The 25,769-nt window shown below is 65.9% G+C and carries 28 protein-coding genes; 13 read left to right on the plus strand and 15 right to left on the minus strand.

Annotated features, from left to right (window positions below; all coding sequences use genetic code 11):
- Positions 1-74: 74 nt before the first annotated feature.
- A complete protein-coding gene (locus tag IPM18_03245; GenBank protein ID MBK9118606.1) occupies positions 75-995 on the plus strand; it encodes a PEP-CTERM sorting domain-containing protein in 921 nt (306 codons plus the stop codon).
- Between the two features lie 89 nt (positions 996-1,084).
- On the opposite strand, the gene IPM18_03250 is transcribed toward IPM18_03245, so the two are convergent.
- Together IPM18_03250 and IPM18_03255 are read right to left on the minus strand one after the other, a co-directional pair.
- Positions 1,085-1,600, minus strand: coding sequence for a DUF2249 domain-containing protein (locus IPM18_03250; protein MBK9118607.1), 516 nt, complete (start codon positions 1,598-1,600; stop codon positions 1,085-1,087).
- Positions 1,597-2,844, minus strand: coding sequence for a DUF438 domain-containing protein (locus IPM18_03255; protein ID MBK9118608.1), 1,248 nt, complete (start codon positions 2,842-2,844; stop codon positions 1,597-1,599). Before IPM18_03255 ends, IPM18_03250 begins: the two co-directional genes overlap by 4 nt.
- Positions 2,845-3,147: 303 nt before the next feature.
- On the opposite strand from IPM18_03255, the gene IPM18_03260 reads away from it, so the two are divergent.
- Positions 3,148-3,576 (plus strand): OsmC family protein, encoded by a 429-nt coding sequence (locus tag IPM18_03260; GenBank protein MBK9118609.1) that lies wholly within the window; start codon positions 3,148-3,150, stop codon positions 3,574-3,576.
- A 51-nt stretch (positions 3,577-3,627) separates the two neighbouring features.
- Here the strand turns inward: IPM18_03260 and IPM18_03265 are convergent, their stop codons facing one another.
- Together IPM18_03265 and IPM18_03270 are read right to left on the minus strand one after the other, a co-directional pair.
- A complete protein-coding gene (locus IPM18_03265) occupies positions 3,628-3,984 on the minus strand; it encodes a MarR family transcriptional regulator (protein MBK9118610.1) in 357 nt (118 codons plus the stop codon).
- On the minus strand, positions 3,981-4,976 hold the full coding sequence (locus IPM18_03270; protein MBK9118611.1) for a sodium-dependent bicarbonate transport family permease: 996 nt from the start codon (positions 4,974-4,976) through the stop codon (positions 3,981-3,983). Before IPM18_03270 ends, IPM18_03265 begins: the two co-directional genes overlap by 4 nt.
- 343 nt (positions 4,977-5,319) lie before the next feature.
- Between IPM18_03270 and IPM18_03275 the strand changes: the two genes are divergently transcribed.
- Positions 5,320-6,690, plus strand: coding sequence for a uroporphyrinogen decarboxylase (locus IPM18_03275; protein MBK9118612.1), 1,371 nt, complete (start codon positions 5,320-5,322; stop codon positions 6,688-6,690).
- Entirely contained in the window at positions 6,687-7,619 is a 933-nt protein-coding gene (locus IPM18_03280) for a GTP-binding protein (protein MBK9118613.1), read from the plus strand. The genes IPM18_03275 and IPM18_03280 overlap by 4 nt, the downstream gene beginning before the upstream one ends.
- A gap of 190 nt (positions 7,620-7,809) precedes the next feature.
- Here IPM18_03280 and IPM18_03285 read toward each other — a convergent pair whose 3' ends face one another.
- The 4 genes from IPM18_03285 to IPM18_03300 all read right to left on the minus strand — a co-directional run bounded on the left by IPM18_03285 (position 7,810) and on the right by IPM18_03300 (position 11,036).
- Positions 7,810-7,956, minus strand: a complete 147-nt coding sequence (locus IPM18_03285; protein ID MBK9118614.1) for a hypothetical protein — start codon at positions 7,954-7,956, stop codon at positions 7,810-7,812.
- Positions 7,957-8,145: 189 nt separating this feature from the next.
- A complete protein-coding gene (locus tag IPM18_03290) occupies positions 8,146-8,910 on the minus strand; it encodes a PIG-L family deacetylase (protein MBK9118615.1) in 765 nt (254 codons plus the stop codon).
- 130 nt (positions 8,911-9,040) lie between these two features.
- The gene (locus IPM18_03295) at positions 9,041-9,625 is read right to left on the minus strand and encodes a hypothetical protein (GenBank protein MBK9118616.1); all 585 of its coding nucleotides are present in this window, start codon (positions 9,623-9,625) and stop codon (positions 9,041-9,043) included.
- Position 9,626: 1 nt separating this feature from the next.
- Entirely contained in the window at positions 9,627-11,036 is a 1,410-nt protein-coding gene (locus IPM18_03300) for an alginate export family protein (protein ID MBK9118617.1), read from the minus strand.
- A 235-nt stretch (positions 11,037-11,271) separates the two neighbouring features.
- On the opposite strand from IPM18_03300, the gene IPM18_03305 reads away from it, so the two are divergent.
- Both IPM18_03305 and IPM18_03310 read left to right on the plus strand, forming a co-directional pair.
- On the plus strand, positions 11,272-11,892 hold the full coding sequence (locus tag IPM18_03305; GenBank protein ID MBK9118618.1) for a class IV adenylate cyclase: 621 nt from the start codon (positions 11,272-11,274) through the stop codon (positions 11,890-11,892).
- 313 nt (positions 11,893-12,205) lie between these two features.
- Positions 12,206-13,099: a hypothetical protein gene (locus tag IPM18_03310; protein MBK9118619.1), complete on the plus strand. Its 894-nt coding sequence runs from the start codon at positions 12,206-12,208 to the stop codon at positions 13,097-13,099.
- Between the two features lie 111 nt (positions 13,100-13,210).
- Here IPM18_03310 and IPM18_03315 read toward each other — a convergent pair whose 3' ends face one another.
- Positions 13,211-13,462: a hypothetical protein gene (locus IPM18_03315; protein MBK9118620.1), complete on the minus strand. Its 252-nt coding sequence runs from the start codon at positions 13,460-13,462 to the stop codon at positions 13,211-13,213.
- A 142-nt stretch (positions 13,463-13,604) separates the two neighbouring features.
- Here IPM18_03315 and IPM18_03320 point away from each other — a divergent pair, with 142 nt between their 5' ends.
- Together IPM18_03320 and IPM18_03325 are read left to right on the plus strand one after the other, a co-directional pair.
- Positions 13,605-14,549, plus strand: a complete 945-nt coding sequence (locus IPM18_03320) for an ABC transporter ATP-binding protein (protein MBK9118621.1) — start codon at positions 13,605-13,607, stop codon at positions 14,547-14,549.
- A 2-nt stretch (positions 14,550-14,551) separates the two neighbouring features.
- Positions 14,552-16,105 (plus strand): hypothetical protein, encoded by a 1,554-nt coding sequence (locus IPM18_03325; GenBank protein MBK9118622.1) that lies wholly within the window; start codon positions 14,552-14,554, stop codon positions 16,103-16,105.
- 120 nt (positions 16,106-16,225) lie between these two features.
- On the opposite strand, the gene IPM18_03330 is transcribed toward IPM18_03325, so the two are convergent.
- Complete coding sequence (locus IPM18_03330; GenBank protein ID MBK9118623.1) at positions 16,226-16,672, minus strand: TlpA family protein disulfide reductase; 447 nt, start codon at positions 16,670-16,672, stop codon at positions 16,226-16,228.
- 362 nt (positions 16,673-17,034) lie between these two features.
- On the opposite strand from IPM18_03330, the gene mqnE reads away from it, so the two are divergent.
- Positions 17,035-18,207 carry an aminofutalosine synthase MqnE gene (gene mqnE, locus IPM18_03335; protein MBK9118624.1) on the plus strand — a complete coding sequence of 391 codons (1,173 nt, stop codon included), beginning with the start codon at positions 17,035-17,037 and terminating at the stop codon, positions 18,205-18,207.
- Positions 18,208-18,229: 22 nt separating this feature from the next.
- Here the strand turns inward: mqnE and IPM18_03340 are convergent, their stop codons facing one another.
- Entirely contained in the window at positions 18,230-18,568 is a 339-nt protein-coding gene (locus tag IPM18_03340) for a hypothetical protein (protein MBK9118625.1), read from the minus strand.
- 214 nt (positions 18,569-18,782) lie between these two features.
- Here IPM18_03340 and dut point away from each other — a divergent pair, with 214 nt between their 5' ends.
- From dut to IPM18_03360, 4 genes are all read left to right on the plus strand, one after another.
- Complete coding sequence (gene dut / locus IPM18_03345; GenBank protein ID MBK9118626.1) at positions 18,783-19,229, plus strand: dUTP diphosphatase; 447 nt, start codon at positions 18,783-18,785, stop codon at positions 19,227-19,229.
- Between the two features lie 68 nt (positions 19,230-19,297).
- Complete coding sequence (locus IPM18_03350) at positions 19,298-19,732, plus strand: hypothetical protein (GenBank protein ID MBK9118627.1); 435 nt, start codon at positions 19,298-19,300, stop codon at positions 19,730-19,732.
- A 136-nt stretch (positions 19,733-19,868) separates the two neighbouring features.
- Positions 19,869-20,705, plus strand: coding sequence for a hypothetical protein (locus tag IPM18_03355; protein MBK9118628.1), 837 nt, complete (start codon positions 19,869-19,871; stop codon positions 20,703-20,705).
- Entirely contained in the window at positions 20,677-21,543 is an 867-nt protein-coding gene (locus tag IPM18_03360) for a hypothetical protein (GenBank protein ID MBK9118629.1), read from the plus strand. The genes IPM18_03355 and IPM18_03360 overlap by 29 nt, the downstream gene beginning before the upstream one ends.
- Here IPM18_03360 and neuC read toward each other — a convergent pair.
- From neuC to IPM18_03380, 4 genes are read right to left on the minus strand one after another with little or no spacing between them, the layout of a single operon-like run.
- Positions 21,533-22,672 carry a UDP-N-acetylglucosamine 2-epimerase (hydrolyzing) gene (gene neuC, locus IPM18_03365; protein ID MBK9118630.1) on the minus strand — a complete coding sequence of 380 codons (1,140 nt, stop codon included), beginning with the start codon at positions 22,670-22,672 and terminating at the stop codon, positions 21,533-21,535. The two genes, IPM18_03360 and neuC, sit on opposite strands and share 11 nt — an antisense overlap.
- Complete coding sequence (locus IPM18_03370; GenBank protein ID MBK9118631.1) at positions 22,669-23,718, minus strand: N-acetylneuraminate synthase family protein; 1,050 nt, start codon at positions 23,716-23,718, stop codon at positions 22,669-22,671. The genes neuC and IPM18_03370 overlap by 4 nt, the downstream gene beginning before the upstream one ends.
- A gap of 18 nt (positions 23,719-23,736) precedes the next feature.
- Positions 23,737-24,414: an acylneuraminate cytidylyltransferase family protein gene (locus IPM18_03375; GenBank protein MBK9118632.1), complete on the minus strand. Its 678-nt coding sequence runs from the start codon at positions 24,412-24,414 to the stop codon at positions 23,737-23,739.
- 8 nt (positions 24,415-24,422) lie between these two features.
- Complete coding sequence (locus IPM18_03380; GenBank protein ID MBK9118633.1) at positions 24,423-25,769, minus strand: hypothetical protein; 1,347 nt, start codon at positions 25,767-25,769, stop codon at positions 24,423-24,425.

Consider the following 25,769-nt stretch of genomic DNA (forward strand, 5'->3'; position numbering starts at 1 on the left):
GCGTAGCGTAGCATGTCCGAGGAATCAACCGCTGGTCGGCGGTCCAAAGTCCCAAGATGAGGGAGAGAAGAGCCATGCGAAAATACGTGTTCGGGTGTTCGTTGGGGCTGCTGTGCGCAGCAGCGCCGGTCTTGGCTGACCTTTACAGCCAGGACTTCGAGGTCGATTCAACCGCGAACTGGGTCGTGCATACCGGCCCGTCAGATGCGGCCGCCAATTTCTTCTTCGACTACTCGACGGTCGGCATCCCGGCCGCCCCGAGCGGTGCCGGTACTCGCGGCATGAAGTTGCAGGCCAACCTCACCGGTGGTTTATTCAGCGGGATGAGCGTTTCGCCGATCGGGCAGAGCTTCGTCGGTGATTACGTCGTCAAGTTCGACTGGTGGGCGAATTTCAACGGCCCGTTCCCCGGCGGTGGAAGCGGCTCCACCAACCTGTCGACCTACGGGATCGGCACCACCGGCGCAGCGGTCCAGTGGCCGGGCGGCGTGCAGCACAGCGTCTGGTTCGCAGGCACCGGCGACGGCGGCTCGGCCTCCGACTGGCGGGCCTATTCGAGTGCGGCGGGCACAAGCTATCCCTCCGGCAACCCCGTGTATGCAGCCAGCTCGCTCAATAACACGAACCCCTACTACGCCGGGCTCGGCGGGGTGGCTGCTCCGGCCGCGCAGCTCGCGCTGTACCCGCAGCAGACCGGCGTCACGCAGGTTGGCAGCGGCGGCATGCAGTGGCACCAGGTTGAGATTACCAAGCAGGGTGACTTCATCACCTGGCACATCAACGGCCTGCTGATGGCGACAATCGACGTCAACACCGTCACACTGCTCGGCAGCAACATCTTCTTCGGCCACAGCGACATCAACGCCGGGTCTTCCACCGACCCGAACGCGCCTGACCTGCTCTTCACCCTGATCGACAACATCCGCGTGGTGCCGGAGCCGGCCAGTTTCGCGCTGCTCGCACTCGGCGGCCTGCTCGCCCGGCGCCGTCGATAGGAAACACGAACCGGCGAAAACATCTCAACGTGTGTGTGAGGCCGTCCCCCCGAGGGACGGCCTCTTTCATGGATCCACCACCTCGTGACTCAGGGCGCCACGCCGATTGCGAGCTGGTAGCGACCGTGCTGCGGGGTAACTTCTGCGGCAAAGCCGCGCACCCGGCAGAACTGGACCAGCGGCTCCGGCACAAATGACGCCGTGATCAGTATGACTTCCTGCGGGCCGAGCGTTGCGAGGCGCTGCTGCACGAGCGGCAGCGGATGCGCACCGGCCGCCAACAACTCGTCTGCGTCGAGTCTGAGCACGGGCGTGCGCCCCTGTGCCCACGCTGGTCCGGCCAGAGCGTCGGCCGGGCGGTCCATGACCGGGTCCGAACCGCCGACTGCGACCCGCAAAGACTCCACAAGCTCTCCGACCGGACGGGCGACCTGTCGGGCGGCATCTGCCACGGTCAGAGCAGCAGCCACGGCCTCACGCAAAGCGGGAGTGCGGAGCCGGCCGAGCATGGGAACGAGACGCTCAAGTTCGGCTGACAGGCCGGGAAATGCTGCGAGAATTTCGGAAAGACGCGTTTCCGGTGTGATGTTCTGAGCAGCAGTCATGCGGGGTTCTCCGCTGGGGTGTCGTACTGCAACAGCCGGCGCTCCCCCTGCAGGGCACGCAACCGGGTCAGATCCTGTGTGACTTCGAGCGTTCCGAGGTACGCCCCGTGTCCGTCCCGTACCGCGAAATACCGGATATGCACGAACTTGCCATGCAGCTCGATCCAGAACTCCGCGACGTTCTGCCGCCCGGCGCGGAAATCGCTCACGATCTGATCGACGATATGCACGCTCTTGGGCGGGTGACAGTGCTGCACCTTGCGACCAATGATCGCCTTGCTGCGGTCGAAGATGCGATCCCCCTCGGAGAAGAAGCGGACACGATCGTCCGCGTCGACAAAGGTGAGATCCACGGGCAGTGCTGAGAAGATGGCCTTGAGTTGCTCGAAGTCGAGTTGACCGGTCGGAAACACGACAGCGCGGTCACCGGGCACTTCGATTGTGTCGGCGCGGTGCCGCGCTTCGGGCGGCCGATAGCCCACGCGCGGCTCTACCAGACACCAGCCATACCGCGGCGACTGGGTCCAGATTTCCCCCCACTCCTCCTCGGTGAGCGTCTGGAGCATCATCGGCAGCAGGATGTTTTCCTCCTTGCTCGTCATGCTTTCCACGATGGTGAGGGCAGTCTCGGCCACACGGTCCGCGACGACGACCAGCTCCCCGGCCGTCGCACCCGTCACGCGCAGTGCCGCTTCGAGGTCGCGCAGGCGCCGGCGGGCTTCGTCCTGCACGGCCCACATCACCTTGGAAGGCCCCGTGATACCGTGGCGCTCGAGCACCGAGAAGAAGAGGTCCTCCTTGCGACGGTAGTGCTTGTCCACGTCCATCAGATCGTTGAGGGCCTGCCGCCATCGAATCAACGGGGCCTCCGGCGCCGTCTCGGGCGGCAGGTTCCGCACCTCCGCCATCGCTTCCCGCATGCGCTGGCAAGTCGCGCGAAGCGCTTCGTTCTCCCGCTTGAGCGTGTCCGCCGGGTGTCCCGGCGGCAGCAGGACCACTGGCTTTTTCAGGATGTCCTGTACAACCTGCACGTGCAGGTCGCACATCGACTTCACCTCGTCCACAGCGACCCCCGAAGCGATGATCTCCTGCTCCATGGCCGCAATCTCGCCTGCGTCCGCCGACTGGACGATGGCGACGAGTTCTGCCCGAACCTCCTCCGGCGGTGTGCCGCGGTGCAGCTTCTGGATAATGCGCTTCAGCGTCTCAATACGCTGAGCCCGGTTGTTGATCAGTTCACTCATCGGGGCTCCTTGGCTCTACGGTGGCGATCGCACCGCACCGGTACGGCCACCATGACTTACCGTTCAGAGGGAAGTTTGTCCCCAAACGCTGAGCCGGGCCTTGACCTGCATCAAACACGTCAAAGAATTCGCAGCCAGCCCCCCAAGCCGCCACGGCGACCGGTCCCGTCCACGCGCACGAAACTCGCCGGGTGTGCATCTGGTCCTACAATCAGGTCCGGGCAGTGTGACCCATACGCGGTTTCTACCACGCTGTCCGATGTTTACACACACGAGCCCCACGGGGCGCGAGGAGCCACCGGAATGGTCACACGGAAAGCCACGGCCCACTGGAGTGGAGATCTGAAGAGCGGAAAGGGGAGCATGACGCTCGGCAGTGGTGCGTGGTCCGGCCCCTTCTCCTTCCGCACGCGCTTCGAGGCCGAGCCGGGCACCAACCCCGAGGAACTGATCGGCGCAGCGCTCGCCGGCTGCTTCTCCATGGCCTGCTCGCATGCCCTCGCCGAGGCAGGTTTCCCCCCGCTGCAGGTCGACACAACGGCTGGCGTGCGCCTGGCACAGGTCGATGGCGGCTTCGCGATCGACCAGGTGCAACTCACCATGCGTGCCAGCGTTCCAAGGATCGACGCGGACACGTTCCTGAAGATCGCGCAACAGGCCAAGGAATCGTGTCCCGTCTCGAAAGCGCTCGCCGGTACGCGTATCACGCTTGAGGCCACGCTGCAATCGTAAGTTCAGCGCCGCCGCCCGACACAGCATGAGGCCTGCCCCGCTCTGCCGGAATCAGCGCGCCAGCACCATGTCCAGCAGATCCCCTACGCGGCAATGGTGTTCAAGTGGGTGTCGCAGCGGCGCCGCGCGCCGCACCTCGTAATGATTGCAGCGCCCGATGCGCATCCGGCGTAACACGCCGCCCGCCACGAGTTCGGCCACGATGCGTTGCACGGCTCGTTCCGTGATGCCGACCCGGGCGGCAACGTCACGCAAGCGCGTGTCGGGCGCCCGGGCAAGGACGACGAGCACGTGCGCATGGTTGGAAAGAAAAGTCCACTGGGCTTGCGGCGGCGCGGCAGCGCCGGACGCTAGCCCGCGACCCGACTGGGCTTTCGCTGCACTTTGGTGTGTCCGAGGCGCGCTCATGCTACGCCCACCCACAGCCATTCGATGCAGGTCAGGTACAGCGGCAATCCGATGGTGATATTAAACGGGAACGTCAGGCCAAGGGCCATGGGCAGGTACACCCCTGCATTCGCCTGCGGAACGGCGAGCCGCATCGCGGCCGGAACCGCAATGTAGCTGGCGCTGCCGAACAGTACTGCCAGTAACAGTGCATCTCCGGCACTCAGGCCGATCAGAGCAGCGGTCGCGATCCCTAGCAACGCGTGCAGCGGCGGTGCCAGGAGCGCGAACAGCAGCACGAACGCCCCGGCGCGGCGCAGCTCGCCCAACCGCCGCGCCGCCACCATGCCCATGTCCAGCAGAAACAGGCACAACACGCCATGAAACGGGGTCTTCACCAGCGGCTGCATCATTTCCCAGCCACCGGGACCGGTCAACAGTCCGATCACCAGACTCCCGAGCAGGATTACGACCGCCCCATTCGCGAGCGACTCGTGCAGCAACACCCGCCACGGCGCCCGGGCCGTGCTCTCCCCCGCCGGCCCCTCCGCCACGCCGAAACGCCGCACCAGCCAAACCCCCACAAGAATCGCGGGCGTCTCCATGAGCGCCATCGCCGCCACCAGAAACCCGCTGTAAGGCCGCCCCTGCGACTCCAGGAACGTGGCCGCCGCCGCAAACGTCACCGCACTGACCGAACCGTAGCAGGCCGCGGCCGCCGCTGCCGTGGGCGTGTCGAGCCAGCGACGCAGGACGGCAAAGCTCCACAACGGAATCATCGCGCTGGCAAGGGCCGCAAGCCCGAGCGTCACGACCACGCGCAGGTCGAGCGGGCTGCGCGCCAACTCGTGTCCGCCGTGCAGGCCGATCGCGAGCAGCAGGTACAGTCCGAGGAAGCGGGCCAGCGACGACGGCACGTGCAGGTCCGAGCGAACCATGGTCGCGAGCATGCCGAGCAGGAAGAAGAGGACCGGGGGCGAGAGGAAGTTGGCGCCGAGCATGGCAATTTCCAAGGCGTAGCTCCCGCGGCCGGCGGGGCCCTCGTGACCGGATCGCCCGCTCGACCGAATAGAGGAAATATATTTCGTGTATTACAATTCGTCAATAGGAGTGCGCTCGAGGGGCCGGCGGCGGTACCCCCCGGGGTTGGGTGCGCCGGAGACCTCCCGCACCCCGCAAGCCCTGCCACGCGCCCCCCGAGCGGCCGACCACGGCCCCGGCGGCCCCCACCCACACGAGCTACTTGTCGATCTGGATATCCATCGATTGGACGGTTACACTATGGGCTGGCGGCCAGCACCCGCGGTCGGTTTGCGGCCGTGGTTCGCCCCTCACGCTGCCCCAGGGAGTAATCGCATGCTGGGTCGTGATTTGTTGCTGCATGCACTGCAAAACCAGGCGACGCCACGCGCGGCGTGGGTACCCTTCGTGGGCGTTCACGGCGGCCGGCTGGTCGGTGTCACCGCGGCCGACTACCTGCGCTCGGCCGACCTCCTGCTGCGCGGCCTGCACCTGGCCCGCGAGCGCTATCGCCCCGATGGGCTGCCGGTTGTGTTCGATTTGCAACTCGAAGCGGAGGTGCTCGGGTGCGAATTACGCTGGGCGGACGAGACACCGCCGGCCGTGGCCTCGCACCCGCTCGTGAATGCGGACCTCGCGGCACTGCCGCGGTACGACCTTGGTCATGGCCGCTTCCCGGTGGTCTTTGATGCGCTGCACCGGCTGCGGGCGGACTTCGGTGGCGAGGTGGCGCTCTACGGGCTCATCACGGGGCCGTTCACACTGGCGCTGCACCTGCTGGGCAACGCGATCTTTCTTCAGATGCGCCGCGACCCGGCCGGTGTGCAGCGGTTGCTGGACTACTGTGCGGGTATCGCGACCCAGACCGCACGCGGGTACCTTGAGCACGGCGCCGACGTGGTGGCCGTCGTGGACCCGATGACCAGCCAGATCTCCCCGAAACACTTTGAAGAGTTCGTAGCACCGCGGGTAAACGCAGTGTTCGACGCCATCCGGGCGGGCGGCGCGGTGTCATCCCTGTTCGTCTGCGGCGATGCGCGGCGGAATCTCGAAGCTCTCTGCCGGACGCGCTGCGACAACGTGTCCATCGACGAGAATGTCCCGTTGGAACTCTGCCAGGAACTGGCCGCGGCGAATGGGAAATCGTTCGGCGGCAACCTGAAGCTCACCACCGTGCTGCTGCTGGGTGACGCCGAGGACGCGAAACTGGAAGCGCTGCGCTGCCTGGAGATCGGCGGGACCAACGGCTTCGTCCTGGCGCCGGGCTGCGACCTGCCCTACGGCACGCCGCCCGAAAACCTTGCCGCCGTCGCCGAAATGGTGCACAACGCGTACCAGCGACACGTGGCCGCCACAACGCTGCGCGCCAAGGCCGCCGTCGACTTCAGCGACATCGTACTTCCGGATTACGCCGGCGAGCCGGCGGTGGTGGTCGATGTCGTCACGCTTGACTCGGCCTCCTGCGCGCCGTGCCAATACATGGTCAGCGCGGCGCAGGAGGCCGCGCAGCAGTGCCCCTTCCCGGTGGCGGTCCACGAGCGGAAGATCACGACACATGCCGGTCTCGGCTACATGCAGAAGCTCGGGGTCGAGGCCATTCCGAGCATCTGCATCGACGGTCGGCCGGTGTTCGCCTCGCTGATCCCCGATGGGCAGACGCTCATTGAGGCCCTGCGCTCCGCCGATGCGGCCAAGGGTCGCGGATGATCCCGCTCGCCCTCGTGACCGGTTTCCTCGGAACGGGTAAGACGACCCTGCTGCGGCGACTGGTGACCCGTTACGCCCAACGCCGCGTGGCGTACCTCGTGAATGAATTCGCGCCGTCGGACGTCGACGGCCGGCTGCTGGATCTACCCCCGGAGCGGCTTGTGAGCGTGGTGGGCGGAAGTATCTTCTGCCGCTGCCTCGTGGGTGAGTTCATCCGGCACCTTCACACACTCGCGTCCCTCCCGGGGGGAGCTCCTGCCGGTGTGGTCATCGAGGCCAGTGGCATGTCAGATCCGCGCGTGATCCGGCGCATGCTCACCGAAACTCAGCTCGACCGGAAGTTTGCGCTGCGGAGCGTAGTGGCGGTGGTCTCACCGGACAGCTTCGCGGACCTGCTGGAGACGCTGCCAGCACTGACGGCGCAAGTGGCGGCCTCCGACGTGGTACTGGTGAACAAGGCAGATCTCCATACCGCGGCGGAGTGTGCGGAGGTGGAGGCCGCGGTGCGCACCATCCAACCCGTGGCGCGGGTGCTGTGCTGTACGCGGGCCGACGTCGACCTCGACGTGTTTTCGCCGGCAGCGCTGCACGCCCCGAACCCCAACTCGGCCGGGGATTATGCACCCTGTACTGATCCCCACTTCGCCCGGTCCATCTGCACGGGCGCGCGGGCCACCGACGAGGCGTCGTTGTTCGCGACCCTTACAGCCCTGCGGCCGCTGGTGTACCGGGTGAAGGGGTTCGTGCGGGTGGGAGCATTGCAATACTACGCAGATGTCAGCCGGGCGGGTGTGGAATGCCATCTGACCGGTAGTGCGGACTCGGCGGAAGACCACGGAGATGAAGCGTTGGTGGCAATCTATGCGCCGGCTTCTGGCGAGGCGGTACGTGCCATGCTCGCACATGTGACCAGCGTGGAGCGTGTCTGATGCGGGATTGCCCTGAGACGGCGGCGTGGCCTCCGACCCGACGCGGATTCGCAGCGGAAGAATGAAGAGCAGCCGTCTACCTGCAACCGGATCACGCCCGGCACCGTGGGGCCGAAACATGAACGGATCGCAGGGCGACGGCTGCCGGCGGGCCCCCGCATGCGGGGCACACGCTTGCAGGCGCTCGCAATTAGCCCGCGAGCAGGGTCCGCAGACCCGACACGACTGCGCCTGCACCCGCGAAGCGGATGAGGAAGTCACCACCGCAGCCCGCGAGCTGCAGCATGACACCGGTCGAGGCCGCAAGCGTCGCCCAACGCAGAACACGCATCTTCATCTTCGTTCTCCAGTCACTACCCAGATGGTATTCGGCGCGGAACTCCATGCTGGCTCTTCCCGCCGCGCCAACCCGGGAAGAGCACTTTGCTCCGCAATGGTAGCCACGTCGCGCGCTGCGTGACTCGCCCAGCAACTGCTTCGAAATTATTGAAATCCGGGGACTACCACCCCCCACCACGGTGCCCCATCACCCCGACCTGGGCGGGTAGAACGCGGCTCCGGAGGTCGGTTGCACGGACTGAAAAAGTGCCAGCGGATCCGGCAGCGGCACGCTGTGCGGTAAACCGAACAGCTCCCCATACGCGAACCCGCAGCGCGCTCCGTCCGTCGCGTCGAGCGCCCGCACCCGCAGCAGCAGGCGCTCCAGCCGGCCGGCATCAAACTGCGACGCGTAGCAGGCGATGGCCGCCATTTTCTGCTCATATACATCGGTCACGTCGACAACGAATGTGCCCGGCCAGCGGGCGGGCTCAGCCGCGAATGCGACCGGGCGGTACCAGGCCCAATCCACCCGGTGCGGCGCCGTACCCGCGAAACGCTCGTCCCACTTCGTAAGCTGCGCATAGAAACGTGCCGCTTCCACGATCAACTCGGCCTGGTAATGGTCCGGAGAAGCCCCGGGCGTCCGACCCGCCATCCCCACCACGACGCGCGGCCTGTAGCGGCGAAAGACGGTGGCCACGGCATAGCGCGCCGCCGGACCATCCATCAACTCGCGGTTGGGCAGGTCGAGCACCTCCACATGGGCGGCACCCAGCACCTCGGCCGCGGCGTGCAACTCGCGAGCCCTTTCCGCCGGGGTCCCACGCGGCGTGGGCTCGCCATCAGTGAGATGTACGAGACCCACGCGATAGCCGAGCTTCGCGAGCTTCGCAACGGTACCACCGCAGGTAATCTCGATGTCGTCGGGATGCGGCATCGCGAAAATGATGTCGAGACTGTCGGTGGACACGTGCGCTCCCTGCCAGCAGGACGAGGAAAAGGCGTGCAGTCGGTGAGTTCACCGGACTAGCGGGCAGGCCGTCAGAATACTGTAGTTGCGGCCGCCAACCGGCTTGTCTATTCCGCCGACGCGGACGTTATCAGGGGGTGGGCCGGTCGAGCTGTGGGGCGCCTGTGGGCATGTGCTGCGCGAGATATTCTTCGGCCTTCAGCAGGAGACCCGCAAACTCGCCACCGGTCATCACACCGTATTCACTGCCGCCGCCGGCAATTCCCTGGTACTGCAATTCACGCCACGCATAGCGGCCCAGCCCGGTAAGCTGCCAGTTCACCCCGGTCTGCAAGCGACAGGCCCGGGCCACCAGGTAGGCGATCGTAGCGCGGTCGAGATACTCGTCCGGCGCATGGTGCCAGTGCGCCTCAATCAGCCGCTCGTCGGCCATCTGGACACGCAGGGCCGCGTAGTCGCCGTCAAAACTGGCCCCGTTTGCGAGGGCATACACAGCGCGGTAGGCCGGTTCGGCGGTGATCAGTGCCTGGTCGGTTATGTACAACACCAACTCCGCCGAGCCCGTCGCGGGAACGGGGGCCTGGTTCATCGCGCGCTGTCCGGCGGCGCAGCCGCCCGCCGCCGCGACCACCAGTCCGCCCACTACAAGTCCCATCCGGCAGACGAACTCCCTCGGGAACGGCCGCGCCCGCCGCAACGGCTGCATCGTCATCATGTCAGAAGCTCCAGACCACGCCGGTGAAGAGGAAATGCCGCGTGCCACGATCACTGAATGCGTCACCCGGGAAGAACGAGCCCCAGCGCAGCGTCCACGACAGATCCGAGGACAGGCGCCAGTTGAGGAAGTAATCCATCTCCCAGCCCACGTAGCCATCGAAGTTGTCGGCGAGCGGATCGCTGATCGCGGCACGCTGCCGGTTCTTCCAGTAGAGGAACCAGTTGGTGCCGACCTCGAAATCACGCAGCACTTCCACGTCCTCGAACGGGCGCAACGCACCACCGGCCCGCCACACGTGCAGATTGCTGAGCGTCGGCGCGAAGGCCAACCCGGTATCGCGGAACCCGAAGCCGGAAAACCCGGTGTCCACCGTGCCCGGACGATTCCCGCCGCGGGCATTCGTCGGACTGAACCGCCGGTCGCCGTCACCGCTGGCAAACATGTATTCGGCCGAAAGCCGCGGTTGCAGCGGCAGGTCAAAGATCTTCTCGACGCCGACGTTCCACGCGAACGCCTCGATCGGGTCCTGGCGCAGGAAGCCGCGGTCGCCGAAGCTGCGGCCGAACTCGAGCGCCGCCTCCGCCCAGTAGTTGAAATTGTGGGCCAGGGCGCCACGCAGGCCGCCGCCGAGATACGCACTGTCGTAGCTGTAGCGCTGCAGAAATCCCACGGTTTCGCTGCGGTCGTTGTTGAACAGTCCGTAGACGAACGGGACGTGGTCCTGCCAACCCTCGTAGCTGAGCTGCACACCATAGAAGAGTCGATCACTATGGCTTGCCACGGCAGCGCTGCGGTCGATGTTCGGATAACTCGGCACGGCCCGGCCGAAAAGCCCGACGGCCCGTAAGTCGCCGAGCCGGCCATCGAGCAGGACGGCATCCATGGGCAGGTCGAGTACGTAACCCGTCCCGAAAACGACCTGCTGCCGACCGAGGCGCGCGCGCAACTGGAGCGGGTCGCCGGGGTCGGTCAAACGGAAAGCGCGGCCGACATCAATCTGGTACCAGACCTGATCGAACTGGGGGCCCAGCCAGTCCTGCTGCCGATCGATTTCGTCGCCGGGCTTGAAATAGGTGTAGGTTAGCCGCATGCGCGCGAACAACTCGTGCGCACCGTCGTCAAGTCGGAGGCGCGTCCACAGCCCGAGACTCGGGCGGGACACCTGCCGCGATTTCTGCACGCCGTCGTTGTAGTTGAAGTAATAGAACTCGAGCCAGCCGCCCCACTGGAGATCGACCAGCGACTCGAGTGGCGCACCCGCTTCCTTCTCCGAGCGCAGTTGCTCATCGACAACCCGCTGTTGCTGAAGAAAACGCCGCTCGCTCTCACCTTCCTGCGCGAAGGCCGCGGCACCCCAACCCGCGAGCGCCAACGTCACCCCAAGCGCGATGGTCCGGTTCGGCCGCATGCGTGGCTCCACCTTGGCCTTCGGGGGTCCCGCTTCCGGCGACCACCGGGTCACCTGATCACACCTTGGGCACACGGGACCGGGCGTTACTGATGTGCAAACCCGAACGCGCGGGGTAGCATGGCGACGTTCGCCGCGCGTGTCAACGCCGACCGCCGGCCCAAGCCCGCGGGCAATGCGCCCGGCGGTGGGCGGCCGGAGCGCGGCAACACCAAACAGACCGGAGCGCATATACGTGGGCAACGAGTGCGAGGTGAAGCTGCGACTGCACGACGTGGGCGCCGTCCGTGCCGCCTTGCAGCGGTGCGGTGCACAAGCGCTGGGGGTGGTGCTCGAGGACAACACGCTCTTGGACACACAAGACGGGCACCTGCAACGCGCTGATTGCGGGCTGCGCTTGCGCCGCATCACCGTGTGGCCGAGCCCTGCTGCCGCTCCGGCGCCCCAAGCCCACGACACCGCGGTCACAGTGCTCACCTTCAAGGGACCACGCACGGCTGGTGACGACGGAATCAAGCTGCGGCCGGAGTGGGAAACAAACGTGGACTCACCGGCAGCGCTCACCGAGCTACTTGGGCTGCTGGGGCTGCAAGCACAAGTGTGTTTTGAGAAACGACGGGAGAGTTGGCGGCTTGCGGACGCGACGGTGACGCTGGATGAGTTGCCACTGCTGGGTTGGTGGAGTGAGATCGAGGCCCCCTCGAAAGATGCGGTGGCGCGGGTACGGGGGACACTCGGGCTGGCGGATTTACCTGCAGAAGAGGACACTTATGTGGCACTCGCCGCCCGGAACGGCTCACGGAACCCAGTGGGAGTACTGGAGTTACGGTTCCGGGTCCCTGAACTCAGCCAATAGCAGCATTCGCCCTTCACTGGGGGTTCGGGTAGTGCGCCGCGGGTCGCGGCAGACTCATTTCAACGTAACACCCTGTAACTGCAAAGGTTAATGGACGCCAGGAAAACGTCCGATCTTCCTTGGATAGGATGGCCGTTGAAATTGTTATATTTCCTGTTCCAACCGGGTCGGCTTTGTGGTAGCATTTTCAGATGGAAACGGTCCGCGAAAACGCTCGCGGCTGGGGATTGGTGTCGACCACACCGTCCACGAGCGTGACGCGTCGGGAGAGGTTTGGCGGTCGGCACAAGAAGCATTGCTGGAGGCATATCTCATGAAGCACATCGTAGCGTCTTTGAGTGTGAGTCTGGTTCTCAGCGCGGCAGCGCTCGCGCAACCGTCGGTGACCTTAGGCCTATCGTCACCGCAGAATGGCCAGACCGTCGCAGCCGGTGCGACAGTCGCATGGACGATCTCCGGCACGGTTTCGGCCGGTGACAACTTCGGTTTGGCGCTGGTCGCAGTCGACCTGACGCAGGACGCGGGCAACCCGGCGATTTTCGTCTTGCCTTATGCCGATGCGTCGAGCTACGCGGCGAACCCGATGCTGAATTTCAGCCGCCCGGCTGGCATCAGCAATCCGGGCGAGGCGGGCCTGCCCTCCGGCTTTGTCGGATCGCACGGTGGCGCCAACAGCCCGAACCTGTTGCAGATTGGTGGCGCGCAGAACACCTTCGGTCAGGCCGGTGTGGGTATCGGCACGAGCACCGCGGTGATCAATGGCGTCGGCCAGAGTGGTGCACAGGTCATCGCGACGGGTTCCTTCGCGGCCCCCGCAACCGAAGGCACTTACACTTTCCGCCTGTCGAATGGCATCGCGAATGTCCTGGCGACCGCGGGCCTGGTGAATGGCTACCGCCCGGTGGAGGCAGCAATGGTCAATACGACCGGCGCAGCAATCACCATTACGGTCGGCACTGCTCAGCCGCAGGTCTGCCCGGGTGACTCGAACGGTGACACCCTCGTGAACTTCGCCGACATTTCGCCCTTCATCGCGGCGATCAAGGCAGGGAACGCAGGTAACTGGACGTGCAACCTGGCGGCCGGTTTCGGTCCGTACCTCAACAGCGACGCGAATGGCGACGGCGTGGTCAACTTCGCCGACATCTCGCCCTTCATCGCGCTGCTGAAGGCCCCGCCGGCACCGTGCGTCAGCACCTGCCCGTAAGGGTTTCGGTGCCCTGGAGTAGAGCAGAACGAACGACAAGCCGCCGGTTCACCACGCCGTGGTGAATAGGCGGCTTTGTTCGTTTCCAGAATCGGGGAAGAGTCGTACGAATCAGAGCGAGAAGGGCGGATCATCACCGCGCAGGACTTCGTCCATGCGCCGGTACCGCACACTGCGGTGGGCGTTCCACGCAAACCCCAGCAGACTCAGGCCCGCGAGCAGGAACAGCGTCGCGACCATGACGCTCAGTAACTCCGGCCAGATCAGGATCGCGCAGCCGAGCCCAACCAGCAAGCCACCCAGCAATCCGGGGCCGAGCCACCAATTTGTCACTGGCGGCGGCGAATACCAGCGAAATACCACGGCGCATCTCCGGGCCCCGCGTGCGCAGCATCCTCAATGATGCGGCACGCTTGCCGGCGGGGCGTTCGCACGGCATCATACCGAATCTTCCGGGTCGGCGCGCTATCGGGTACGAGTCCGTTCACATGGCGGGAGACGGCGGGTGACCAAGGATCCGTTACTGCAACTTGAAAGCGTACGGGTCACGTACGGCGACTTCGTCGCGGTGAATGATGTCTCGTTTACGCTGCACGGCGGGGATCTGCTCGGCCTCATCGGCCCCAACGGTGCCGGCAAGACCACCACTCTGCGGGCGGCTGCCGGACTCCAGTCCGTGGCCACCGGTCAGGTTACCGTCATGGGTGCCGACGCCACCGGTCAACCCACCCGCGTCGGCGAAGTGTTGGGCTTCACCCCGGATACGCCCCCGGTCTACGACACCCTGCGAGTCGACGATTTCCTGCGATTCATCGGTCGCTGTCACGGACTGCCGCGGGCGCTGCGTGAGGAACGTATCGATCACTGGCTGGAAATGCTCTGGCTACAAGACAAACGCACCGCCAAGATCCGCACACTCTCACGCGGCATGCGCCAACGGCTCGCCGTGGCGCGCACACTCCTGCCCGATCCGCACGTCGTGCTGCTTGATGAACCCGCCTCCGGCCTCGATCCGGCAGGGCGCATTCAGTTCCGGCGCATGCTTGCGAGTCTGCGCGACCAAGGCAAGGCGATCATCGTCTCCTCGCACATCCTGGCCGACCTGGCGGAGTATTGCACCCACATCGGCATCATGGAGCATGGCCGGCTGCTGCGCTACGGCACTGTCGGCCAGGTGGCCGGGGCGGAAAGCCAGGAACGTTGTCTCTATCGCGCCGAGCTAGCTCACGCCGTTGGTGATGCGAACGTCCGGCTCCACGCCCTCGCCGGACTCACGCGCATTGCGGTTGAAGGGCGCGTCGTGACCTTTGAATTTGAGCGTGAGCCCGCAGCCGCAGCCGGACTGCTCGCGGACATCATCGCAGCCGGACTGCCGGTAGCGGAGTTCCGTCCGCTCGCGCCGAACCTGGAAGAGGCGTATCTCCGCAGCGGGATTCGACAGGTGGATTGACGATGCCCTTCACGGCAATCACGCGAGCTCATCTCGACATGGCAGGCGGGGTACGCCAACTGCTCCTCGCAGGCGGTGCCTACCTCGCACTCGTGATTGTCTTTGCCTCATTCGCATACCGGATCGCCGAACCTGGGGAGTACGCCGAAGTCCACCGTACTTGTCTCTTTATTATCGGAATCGTGCAGGTTGTCTTTGTTCTCTTCGGCTTTACCGATGCGATTCGGCGGGCGCTGCAGCGCGACCGGACCAACGGCATGCTCGAGTCGCATCGGCTCACACCCCTGAGCGGTCTCCAACTCGCGCTCGGCTACCTCACCGGCCCCCCGCTTGTACCAGCCGTCCTTTTCCTTGTCGGCACCGGCGCGGGCTGCTATTTCGCCTTGTGGTACGGCGAAGCGCTCGGCTTTCCGCAGGTCGTCATCGCCGGTTGGCTTCTCGCCCAGGCCGCGCTGTTGGTTCTGGCCCTCTTCATCAACGCATTCGTCCTGCTCATTTGCGCGGCTTCCGGCCGGGTACCCATCCTGACCGTGATCGTCATCGCCGGTCTGCTGGGCGGGTGGATGCTGATCCGGGTGGTCCCGGGCCTCGCACTGATCTCGGGTGTGCTCAGCGGTGCCTGGGTTCTGGACTTGATGGCTGGCCGCGCCGGCAGCGGCGACGTGGGGGCCCTGACGGTTCCAGGCGGCCTGCAAATCGCGTTCGCGGCCGTGTTTCTGCTCGCAGCGGGCCACAAGCTGCGCTATCCCCATCGGCCAACCTTTCCCCTGCTGCTGGGCTTGACGCTGGCGGGGCTGGCGGCGCTCACGCTGGTGCTGGGGCACCACTCCATGAGCGGGGTGATGAGCGTGTTCGGACCGGGTGACGAGGATATCGCCGCGTGGCGCTGGCTCGGCACAGCCATCACCTTCCTGCTGATCCTGCAACTGGCCCTTCTGACCGCCGCACACGAGCGGGCGGAAGCGATTCGCGCGGGACTCTTCCGGGCACAGGTACCACCACTGCGGCCGGCACTGCTGGACCTGATCCCGTGGCTGCTGGCCGTTCTCGGGGCAGTGGTCCTTATCGCGGCGCTCCTGATCGAGGCGGATTTGCGGATCGACGGCAGCTTGTTCCGCACGCATGGTGCGCGCCTGGTCCGCATAACGGCCTGCGTGGGCATCGCATTGTGGACGGACTACATGGGGCTGCTGTGGTTCGCGCTGTTGCGACTGCATCCGTTGTGGGCGTTCGGGCTGACGTGGCTCGGGCTGAAACTTATGCCAGTCCTGGCACAGGTGGCCGTGCTGGCGATCGCCACGCTGACCACTCAACCGGTGAAGTTTGTGTGGGAAGTCGCAACCCTCTCACCGCTCGGAACCCTGGCAGCCCTCTACTACTCCGAAGCCCAAGCTCCGCGGGCGGGGCTGATGGTCGCCGCCGACATCGGATTACTCGTGCAGGCCGGAGTCGCAATCATCCTGACGGGCATGGTCCTGCACAGTTGGTCCCGGCGTCGGGTCCGCGCTGCCATGCTCGCTCGCCCCGCTCCGGCGGAGTCGCTCGCCGCGGACTAGAAGTTTTACCCGTCAACCTCTCCCCATGTGAGGAGAGGTTGGGAGATTAGCATTACCTCCGTGGATTCTCGCTCCTGCCCCACCCCCTCCCTGCCAAGGAGGAGAATTCGGAACTCGCTTTCAGGGGCCAGCCGGTTTGAGGTATCGACGAACGCTTCGCTCCAGGCGGTCGCCCCGCAGGGCATCCCCGATCGCAAGGATCTTGCCCGTGTCGCCATCCACCAGGAACAGCGCCGGCAACGCTTCGACCCCGAAACGCCGGGCAATGTCCGGTCCACCCTCATAGATTTGCGGCCAGGCGAGCCCCTGCGACTGCACGACGCTTTCCACGCGGTCCGCGGGGATGCGCGACTCCGCGTCGATCGAAACGCCCAGAATCACAAAATTCTGCCCACCGAGCTGCTCTGCAACCTGTTTGAGATGCGGAAACTCTTGCATGCATGGTGCGCACCACGTGGCCCAGAAGTCGACCAGCACGACTTTCCCCGCATAGTCACTTGGAAAACGCACCTGCTCCCCTGCGAGCGTCGTCGCTTCGAAGGCGGGCGCCACCTGACCCACTGTCACCTGGCCGCCCGCACCGGGCGGCGTCAGCGCTACCCCTCACCGCGAACCACTGCCGCCGGCAAAGAATTGCAGCCCCACGAACAACCCGATCCCGATCAGCACAATAATCGGTAGCGCGGAGTCCTTCATCATCAACTCTCCTTGCGAGGCAGACCGTCATTCCCGGCGCGGAAGCCCGACTGCCGGCCCACACACCATTCGAAACCGCTGAAAGCACGCACTCATTCCTGCAGCACGGCCGCCAGCCCGCGGCCCGCTACAATTCTACACGGCCGAGCGGAAGCCAGCGGGCTGCCGTAAGTGGTCGGCCCCTTGTCCCGACCGGGTGAGCCCAACCCCCGGCGACCCTCCGCGGAGTGAACATGCCGACAGTGACATGGTGTCCGACCCTGCTCGACCCGGCCCTCGAGCCGATCGTGGCCAAGGTGCATGCCGGCCGCCGCCTGAGCGCCGAAGACGGCCTGACCCTGTATCGCACCCGTGACATCTTCACGCTGGGCGAGTTGGCAAACCATGTACGCGAGCGGCTGCACGGCCGGCGGGCCTTCTACAACATCAATCGGCACATCAACTACTCGAATTACTGCGTTCTGCGGTGCAAGTTCTGCTCGTTCTACCGGGCCTACAATCCGCAGGGGCCGCAGGTGGCCGACGGTTACGAATTGAGCGTGGACGAGGTGGTCGCCCGCGCCAGGGAGGCGGCTGACCGCGGCGCCACGGAAGTGCATATCGTCGGCGGCCTGCACCCGAAGCTGCCCTTCAGCTACTACACGGACCTGTGCCAAGCCATCAAGGCGGCCTGCCCGGCGCTGCATATCAAGGCCTTCACCGCAATCGAGATCGTCCACTTCACGCGCATCACCAAGCCACGGCGGTCCATCGCCGAGGTGTTGACCGCTTTGCGGGAGGCCGGGCTCGACAGTCTGCCCGGCGGGGGGGCGGAAATCTTCGACGATCGCGTGCATGCGGAAGCGTTCAAGCAGAAAGTCGGCGAGCAGCACTGGTTTGATGTGCATCGCACGGCGCACGAACTGGGCATCCCGTCAAATGCCACGATGCTGTACGGTCACATCGAGGCGCTCGAGGAACGGGTGCAGCACATGCTGAAGCTGCGCGAACACCAGGAACAGTCACTGGCACAGCGGCGCGCAGCGTTCAACTGCTTCGTGCCTCTGTCGTTCATCCCCGACGGCAGCGAATTCGGGCACCTCGCCGGACCGACGGGATTGGACGACCTCCGGACACTCGCGGTCAGCCGGTTGATGCTCGACAACATCCCGCACATCAAGGCATTCTGGATCATGCAGTCACCCAAGCTGGCGCAGGTGGCTCTGAACTGGGGCGTGGACGACTTCGATGGCACGGTGGTGTGGTACGACATCACGAAGCGCGAGGGCCAGGGGACGAATCGGCAGGAACTGAGCGTGGAGCAGATTCACCGGCTGCTGCGCGAGGCGGGCTGCGAGCCGGTCGAACGCGACACGGTGTATCGGCGAGTGGAGCGCGATGCCGACGGGCGAGTCGTGGCGGCCTGAGTGCGGGGCACCTACGTAAGTTTCAGGACAGATCGAAAAGCGGTCCGACGCCCATCACGTTAAGCACGTGACGTACATTGTCGCTCAGGCCGGTGACGGGTATCCGATCGAAGTACCGCCGCAGGACGCGCTGCAGCGTGATCAGAGCGCCCAGTTCCCGACTGCTCACGCCGGCGTGGTGCTCCAGGTGGATTTCGATCGTGAGCGCCCCGCGCTCCGCCAGCAGTGGGGCGAGCCGTTCCTCGAGAAAACGCTCGTAATCTGCGGGTAACTCCGGCAGGATCTCATCGCGTGCCAGGAGCCCGAAACGCAGATGATTTCCTTCGCGCTGGACATGCAGCGGCAAGATCTCGGGTAACACGGCCAACCTGCGGCTCCCCAAGGCAATCTGGACTCCGTACGGCGTTCCGCAGGAGCGCTGCGGATACATCCTCGGATTGTAACCTGCGGCGGCAACCGCGTCAGCGCCCGCGCCGATTCACGCCGCGGGACGACCGGGGTATACTCCCGCCCCCGGCGGTGCCACGGCCTGGTGCCCGGGTTTCACGACACACCCGCTCCAAGGAGTGCCCCCCATGCCGCCCGTGCTCAAAGTGCGCCGCAAGCCGGGGCTTGCAGACCTGCCCATGCCCCGCTACATGAGCGCCCACGCCGCCGGACTGGATCTCGTGGCCGCCAACGACGCGCCGATTACGATCGCCCCCGGTGAGATCAAGCTCGTGCCCACCGGGCTGTTTCTCGAAATCCCACCGGGCTACGAGGGGCAGGTGCGGGCGCGCAGCGGCCTCGCGCTGCGACACGGGTTGATGCTGCCGAATGCACCAGGGACGATCGATGCCGACTACCGCGGCGAACTCCAGGTGATTCTTGGGAACTGTGGCCGCGCGCCGTATACCATTGAGCGAGGGATGCGATTCGCGCAGCTCGTGATTGCGGCTGTCGCGCATGCCGAGGTGCTGGAGGTCGAGGAACTGGGGGCGAGTGAACGTGGCGGCGGTGGCTTCGGCCACACGGGCGTGTGACCCAAACGAAGTCGCGGAACAGCCCTTGCGGGGCTCTACATGTCCCAGCCACCGGGTCGATATGAGTCATGCCTGCAACCGAGTACAACGCTACGGAAACGGTTGGGCTGCTGCTGCGGCTATTGTTTACACAACCCGCCCAATGCTGGTGGCTCTGGGCGCTCGTGGTACTCCTGCTGTTCGTGCTGGGTGCCGGCGTGGTGCGAACTGGGCTTGGGTGGGGGCGGGCCCGGAAAAAACCTGCGGGGCATGACCGCACCCCCCACTGCCTTTGCTGCGGTTATAACCTGACGGGGCTGGACATTTCGCGTTGTCCCGAGTGTGGGGTCTTGCGCGGTTTCCAGGTTGCGCTTACCGATCTCGGACTGTCCGTAGCGGAACTGCGCACATGGGCCGCCAACAAGAGCGCCGGCACCCCGGTCGGACCTCCGAACGAGCACTTTTCCGGACCCGATCCCCCCCTTTCCGCCGTTCAAGTCACGCCGCCCGAGCGTCGAAGCTAACCGCGGTAGTGCGGCGCCTGTCGACACCCATGGAATACGACGGCTTCGATGTCACAGTGGCACCCACTGCAATCATGTGCCTAGAACTTGTCAAATGACTGCTTGAGATGGGACCGCATGCCGGGGAGTGAATCGCATGAATCGCCTGACACGCGTGACGACCGCGTGGCTCACCACCGTACTGCTTCTGCTGGGTTGCGGCGTACCGTTCGAAACCACCGTCTTTGAGGTCGAACGCCTGAAGGAACGCGCGGCCACGCCACCTTCCAGTCTGCTTTGGCTGTTTCCGGGAATCGTCGGCCCCGAGTGGGAGCTGGGCCCCGCTTACCGCGGCTTCCGCGACGCCGGCTTCACGGGTGAGCCGCGCTTCTTCCAATGGCCCGTGCCGAGCTTCGACATCTTCCGCAACCTCCAGGATACGGATCGCAATCGCCAGCAAGCCGCCGCCGTAGCCGCTGAAATCGCGGAGTTTCACGCACTCCATCCGGAGGTGCCGGTCGATCTCATCGGCTACTCCGGCGGCGGCGCACTCGCGGTCATGGTGGTCGAAGCCCTCCCGGCCGATGTGCGCGTGCGGCACGTGCTGCTGGCCCAGAGTGCACTCAGCCCCTTCTACGATCTCACCCCGTGTCTCACGCGCATCGACGGTTACGTGGTCAACTTCTATTGCCCCACCGATCTCTGGCTCTCCGGAATCTTCACGACAATCTACGGCACCATGGACCGCGAGCGGCTACCGACCGCCGGGTTGTGGGGCTTCTGGCTGCCACGGGCTGTGCCGGATGCGGCGTTGCGCCCACGGCTGGTCCAGATCGGTTGGGATGAGCACTGGCGCGCGGCCGGTCACGGCGGCGACCACATGACAATCCTGTCTTACGACTGGAACATGCGCATTGCGGCACCTTTCATCATCCCTGCCGCGGACCGGCGCGTAGAATTCCCGTATGCGGATCGGCTGCCGGTGCAAGACTAGTCTACTCGGTCAACTCGTGTCGGTGGCGTTGCTTAGCGCGCTGCTGCCCCACGCAGGCGGTTGCGCAGCACGGCACGACCAGGGTGGTCCCCTGCGCCAAGCGGCCCCTGCTGACACCCGTCCCCCGACACACGGTCGCGTCTATCTCTTTCCCGGAGTTGGCGCCGGTAAACTGCATTTCGGCTTCATCCGCGACGCTCTGTACAGCGCCGGCGTCGTCGCCGACGTGCACATCACCGAGTGGGATACCCCTTGGTACAACGCGCTCGGACATTTACAGGACCTGGAGCGCAACGTGGCTGCGGCGGCGGAAATCGCCGCCGAGATCACGGCCTACCACACAGCACATCCGACTGAGCCCATTGACCTGCTCGGTTACTCCGGCGGCGGCGGCAAAGCCCTGCTCGTTGCAGCGGCTCTACCACCCCAGGTACAGGTACGCAACATAGTTCTCGTCCAGGCGGCAGTCAGCGGCACCTATGACCTGTCACCGGTACTGGCGCGCACCAACGGCCTTCTTGTGAACTTCTATGCACCCCACGACTGGGCCATCCTCGGCCTCGGCACGCAGACATTCGGGACGATCGACCGTGCATTTACCCCCTCCGCAGGCAAGGACGGATTTGATCTGGCCGCAGCCGTGCCGGACACCCAGTTACGCCACCGCGTACGGCAGCATCACTGGGAAGACGCGTGGCTCGCCCATGGCCACTTCGGAAACCACCTGTCCCTGTTAAATCCGGCCTGGAATCGGGCGTTCGTCGCACCGTACCTGCTGCCGGACGGCGCTCCGTTGTTCACTGTGCTGCCGGGCGGCACCGCGCCGGTCAGTAGGTGATGACTTTGCGAGTCACCCGCGGGCCGAGTGACACACGCGCAAGCAGTGTGGCGATACGTACCCCAGTGCAACCATCCCCGTAAGGCGTTTTGCGGGCGGGTACGCGGTGGAGCTGCAACGCATGACGCAGCGCGGTCCGGATCGCGCGCGGACTTTCCCCCGCCCGGACCACCAGCGGCCCCGCCGCAAGCCGCCCCGCCTGCCGCACGCCGACATCCACCGCCGGCGTACCCAGCAAAGGTGCTTCAATGATGCCCGAGGAAGAGTTGCCGACGAGTACCGCCGCCGCCTGCAAGTGCCGGAGGTACTCCGACCGTGGCAACGAACGTACAACCTTGACCCACTGGGGGCGCGCTGCGGCATGCTCCTCGATCGCCCGCACCACACCAGCGTGGCCGCGATCGGTGTTCGGATGAATGACGAGACACCGTAACCCAGCGGTCGTCACGGCCTGAAGGACGTTGCGGGTCACGGTGTATTCGCGTGCGGCGCTGCGGCCATGGGCGTGATAGACCACGAGTGCCAGATCACGCGGCGCGCGCGAACTCCGTGCCGCGCCACGCAGGAGTCGCAGCTCATCGAGGGCCGGGGCCCCCACCACGTGAATCCGCCGCGGCTCCTCCCCCAGTCGTTCGACGCGTCGGGCAGCGTCCTGGGTGGCAACCAGATGCAAGTGCGCGAGCTTGGTGAGAGCATGTCGCACCGAGTCATCGAAATCGCCCGGCGCCACATCCCCCCCATGCACATGGGCCACCACGCAACCGGTCGTCAGCCCCGCCAGACCACCGGCGAGGGCTTCGATCCGATCTCCAAGCACCACCACAATGTCACTGCGTAAACGAACGAGCGCGCGGGCGATGCCGGCGATGCCGCGCGCGAGCCCCTCGGCCTGGTCCAGCGGACGGTCATTGCCACGCTGCATCGGCACCCGCGCCGCAATCGGCCACGGATCCCGCGCGATTGTGCGGACCGTGTAGCCGCAGGTCCGCACCAGGTGCATCCCAGTCACAACGAGCTGCAACTCGAGTCGCGGGTGCGCGGCAACGGCCGCCAGCGTCGAGCGGAGCAACCCGTACTCCGCCCGCGTACCCGTCACAATGGCTACGCGCCGCGGACTCGGGGCCGTCATTCCAGCAGCTCCGGCGTGATGCGCGTATCGGCGGCGATGGCACACCGCGTACGCCGCCCGTACACGGATTCCAGGGCTGTCGGTGGGAGGCCACCCCCCGGACGCTTCACGGTGAGGTGTTCCGGTGCCAGCACGGTCCCCGCCGGAATATCGCCCGCCGCCACGATGCTTTTCCGTGCAACGCGGCGTACATCGGCCTCGACTTCGGTGAAGCCGAGGGCGCCGCTGCCGAGGGCTCGTTCGGCCGAGCGCGCGACGCGTACATAAGCCGCCAGCTCTTCGGGAGTCAGCGACATGGCATGGTCCGGACCCGGCGCCGTGCGGTCGAGCGTCATGTGTTTCTCCAGCACGCACGCACCGGCCGCCACCGCCCATCCCGCGATTTCGGTGGAGCGCGTGTGGTCGCTGAAACCCGTGGGGACCCCCGCCCGCGCGCGCAGCGTACCGACCGCGCGCAGGTTCGCGGAATCGAGCGGCGCAGGATAGCCGCTGATGCAGTGCAGGAGGACGAGGCGCCCCGCCGCCAGCGGACGGAGCCGCGCGACGGCGGCATCGATCTCCTCCGCGGTGGCCGCACCGGTCGATACGAGCAGCGGCAGCCCGGTCGCGGCCGCACTCCGCACAAGCACCGGATTGTCGAGGTCGGTCGATGCGATCTTGATTGCCCCGACTCCGAGCGCTACCAGCCGCTCCACGTCGTGCGGTCCGAAGGGGGTGGCCAGGAAACCGATTCCACGTGTACGACAGCGCGCCACGATGCGCTCGAAGGCGGCCTGATTCAGCTCCAGCCGCGCCAGCAGTTCGCGCTGCGAATGGGCACCGCTCGAGTGCTGGTAAGCCGCGGTCACAGCATCGGCCGTCACAAGCTCGTCGGCCCGGAACATCTGGAACTTCACGACATCGGCGCCGGCGCTGGCGGCGGCATCCACGAGCGCCAGCGCCTTCTGCACGTTGCCGTCGTGGTTGACACCGGCTTCGGCAATCACGAGCACCGGGGCGCCATCGCCGACGACCCGCGAACCGATCCTTACCTGCAAGGGGTCCATCGTGATCCTTGTTCCAAGTCAGGTCAGCGAAACGGCATCGCTCGGAGCCGTGCCCCGCGCCAGCCACCACTCCGCCTGCGCCAGGTCATCCGCCGTATCGATGTCGATGCTCCGCCCGGTCGGCATCACGTACGCCACGGTGCGCACCACCGGGCTGTCGGTGACATAGTCATCCGTACGGTGAATGTACAGCGCCCCGTTCACACGGTGCACCAGTTCGTCGCCGTTCCAGCGGTCAAAATCGCCGGCCGTGGATACGGTCCCCAGCCAGCCCTGCGGAGACAGAGCCGCAACTCCAACCACTGCACAGGGGGCATGCTGCTCGAACAGCTCCCACCCGGCGCGGATGTCGTCCGCGGTGCGCAGCGGAGACGTCGGCTGGAGGATCATGACCGCCTCATAGCGCTCCCCCCGCTCAGCCAGCCGCCGCAGGAAGTACAGCACGGCTGCTTTCGTCGGAGCATCATCCGTAGCCAACTCGGCCGGACGCAACCCGAGACTGGGCACACCGCATTCCGCTGCCGCTGCCTCGATGGCGCGGCTGTCGGTGTTGATGTACACCGCATCTGGAACGCCGCTGTCCAGTGCAGCCCGGCAGGTGTACTCGATCAGCGGCCGACCGCCGAGCAGCCGAAGATTCTTGTTGGCCAGCCGTTTCGAGCCGGCCCGCGCCGGGATGAACGCAACTACCTTCACACGCGACCTCAAACCAGGATGCGGGGCGCCGATCGCCCCTCGGTAAATCGCAACGCCGCCAGGCGGGCGATCACGAGCACCGGCAGCAGCCGTCCGACCAGCATGGCCGCCATCAGCCAACCCATGCCATACGGATACAGATCGACCTCCCGGCGAAAGCCGCTGGAGAGACTCGCGTCGGAGAGCTTTGCGGTGAGCCCGGAAGTAAGACTCGCGCCCCCGACTGCGGCGCAAGACTCCAGCCAGGCATCAGCGACCGTCGGCGGCGTGTGGAAGCCACTCGCCGTGCGGCCTTCGATCAGTAGCAGGCCCACCGCCACCAGCCCGGTCCACGCGAGCACTGCTCCAACGAGCACGACGGCCGCCAACGCCGCCCGCCGGTACTCGGGCAGATCGTGGCGAAAGCGGCCCCGGCCGAAGACCAGCAACAGGATCGCAAGGGCCCCAACCACGACAGGCCAACGCAGCCCGCCTCCGGCTGCACCTCCCTGCCCGCCCACCAGGACGACGAAGGCGAGCACCGCTTTCGTGCCCTCGGTCACAACCCGGTCAGCCACCGGTTCACTCGCGATCCCCGCACCGCCGGCCAGTGCCACCTGCTCAAAGCGGCGGACGAACTCATTGCCGAAGTGGATTTCCTCCGTCGCCACCGGTGCCCCCGCCCAACCCCGACCAATCTCACGCGGCAACTCCAACACCGTCACCAGCATGGCCGCAGCACCCAGCCACACCACCCAGCCGCCGACCCATACCAGCAGGATCCGGAGTGGCAAAGCTCGCCACCAGAATAGCAACCAGAGGGGCCAGCCGAGGGCCCCGCAGACCGAGATGCCGGCGTAGACCCAGAGCCCACCTTCGTCCGCCGGCCGGTCAAACAAGCCCAGCGAGGCGAACGCGGAAACCGCATTCCAGGCCGCCTGATAACCCGTCACTTCGCTGCGAACCACTCGCTCGACCGTCGCCGCGGCGGCAATGGACAGGATCAGGGCGACCACGAAGGCACTGAGGATCAGGGCCGGCCCCGGCCAATGCACCGCTTGCCGCGGCAGCAACCTGGCCAGCACCTGGCGCGTCGCAAGGAGGTACAGGATGGCTCCGACGAGCCCGAGGCCGGTGAGGGTCCACCGGCCCACCTCCGTGTAGCGGTGCAGTTCAAAGGTGAGGAGCCCGACACCACAAGTGGCGCTGAGGGCGTCGAAATGGGCCTGCCAGACCGGCCGCGCCCCATAGGCCGTGCGTTCACGTTGCGACAACTCGACGAAAGCCCGCTCGCGCAAAGTCTGCGCTCCGCCGAGCGCAACAACGACCAGTGCGACTGGCAACCAGAACTCGGCCCGGCGGGTCCACGCCAGCAT

The organism is Phycisphaerales bacterium (assembly GCA_016716475.1).
Lineage (GTDB): Bacteria > Planctomycetota > Phycisphaerae > UBA1845 > Fen-1342 > JADJWG01.

Excerpts from the sequence above, each read along its gene's own strand:
- IPM18_03245 (MBK9118606.1), top strand. The coding sequence starts at position 75 with ATGCGAAAATACGTGTTCGGGTGTTCGTTGGGGCTGCTGTGCGCAGCA.
- IPM18_03250 (MBK9118607.1), bottom strand. The coding sequence starts at position 1,600 with ATGACTGCTGCTCAGAACATCACACCGGAAACGCGTCTTTCCGAAATT.
- IPM18_03255 (MBK9118608.1), bottom strand. The coding sequence starts at position 2,844 with ATGAGTGAACTGATCAACAACCGGGCTCAGCGTATTGAGACGCTGAAG.
- IPM18_03260 (MBK9118609.1), top strand. The coding sequence starts at position 3,148 with ATGGTCACACGGAAAGCCACGGCCCACTGGAGTGGAGATCTGAAGAGC.
- IPM18_03265 (MBK9118610.1), bottom strand. The coding sequence starts at position 3,984 with ATGAGCGCGCCTCGGACACACCAAAGTGCAGCGAAAGCCCAGTCGGGT.
- IPM18_03275 (MBK9118612.1), top strand. The coding sequence starts at position 5,320 with ATGCTGGGTCGTGATTTGTTGCTGCATGCACTGCAAAACCAGGCGACG.
- IPM18_03280 (MBK9118613.1), top strand. The coding sequence starts at position 6,687 with ATGATCCCGCTCGCCCTCGTGACCGGTTTCCTCGGAACGGGTAAGACG.
- IPM18_03285 (MBK9118614.1), bottom strand. The coding sequence starts at position 7,956 with ATGAAGATGCGTGTTCTGCGTTGGGCGACGCTTGCGGCCTCGACCGGT.
- IPM18_03295 (MBK9118616.1), bottom strand. The coding sequence starts at position 9,625 with ATGATGACGATGCAGCCGTTGCGGCGGGCGCGGCCGTTCCCGAGGGAG.
- IPM18_03300 (MBK9118617.1), bottom strand. The coding sequence starts at position 11,036 with ATGCGGCCGAACCGGACCATCGCGCTTGGGGTGACGTTGGCGCTCGCG.
- IPM18_03310 (MBK9118619.1), top strand. The coding sequence starts at position 12,206 with ATGAAGCACATCGTAGCGTCTTTGAGTGTGAGTCTGGTTCTCAGCGCG.
- IPM18_03325 (MBK9118622.1), top strand. The coding sequence starts at position 14,552 with ATGCCCTTCACGGCAATCACGCGAGCTCATCTCGACATGGCAGGCGGG.
- mqnE (MBK9118624.1), top strand. The coding sequence starts at position 17,035 with ATGCCGACAGTGACATGGTGTCCGACCCTGCTCGACCCGGCCCTCGAG.
- dut (MBK9118626.1), top strand. The coding sequence starts at position 18,783 with ATGCCGCCCGTGCTCAAAGTGCGCCGCAAGCCGGGGCTTGCAGACCTG.
- IPM18_03350 (MBK9118627.1), top strand. The coding sequence starts at position 19,298 with ATGCCTGCAACCGAGTACAACGCTACGGAAACGGTTGGGCTGCTGCTG.
- IPM18_03355 (MBK9118628.1), top strand. The coding sequence starts at position 19,869 with ATGAATCGCCTGACACGCGTGACGACCGCGTGGCTCACCACCGTACTG.
- IPM18_03360 (MBK9118629.1), top strand. The coding sequence starts at position 20,677 with ATGCGGATCGGCTGCCGGTGCAAGACTAGTCTACTCGGTCAACTCGTG.
- neuC (MBK9118630.1), bottom strand. The coding sequence starts at position 22,672 with ATGACGGCCCCGAGTCCGCGGCGCGTAGCCATTGTGACGGGTACGCGG.
- IPM18_03370 (MBK9118631.1), bottom strand. The coding sequence starts at position 23,718 with ATGGACCCCTTGCAGGTAAGGATCGGTTCGCGGGTCGTCGGCGATGGC.
- IPM18_03380 (MBK9118633.1), bottom strand. The coding sequence starts at position 25,769 with ATGCTGGCGTGGACCCGCCGGGCCGAGTTCTGGTTGCCAGTCGCACTG.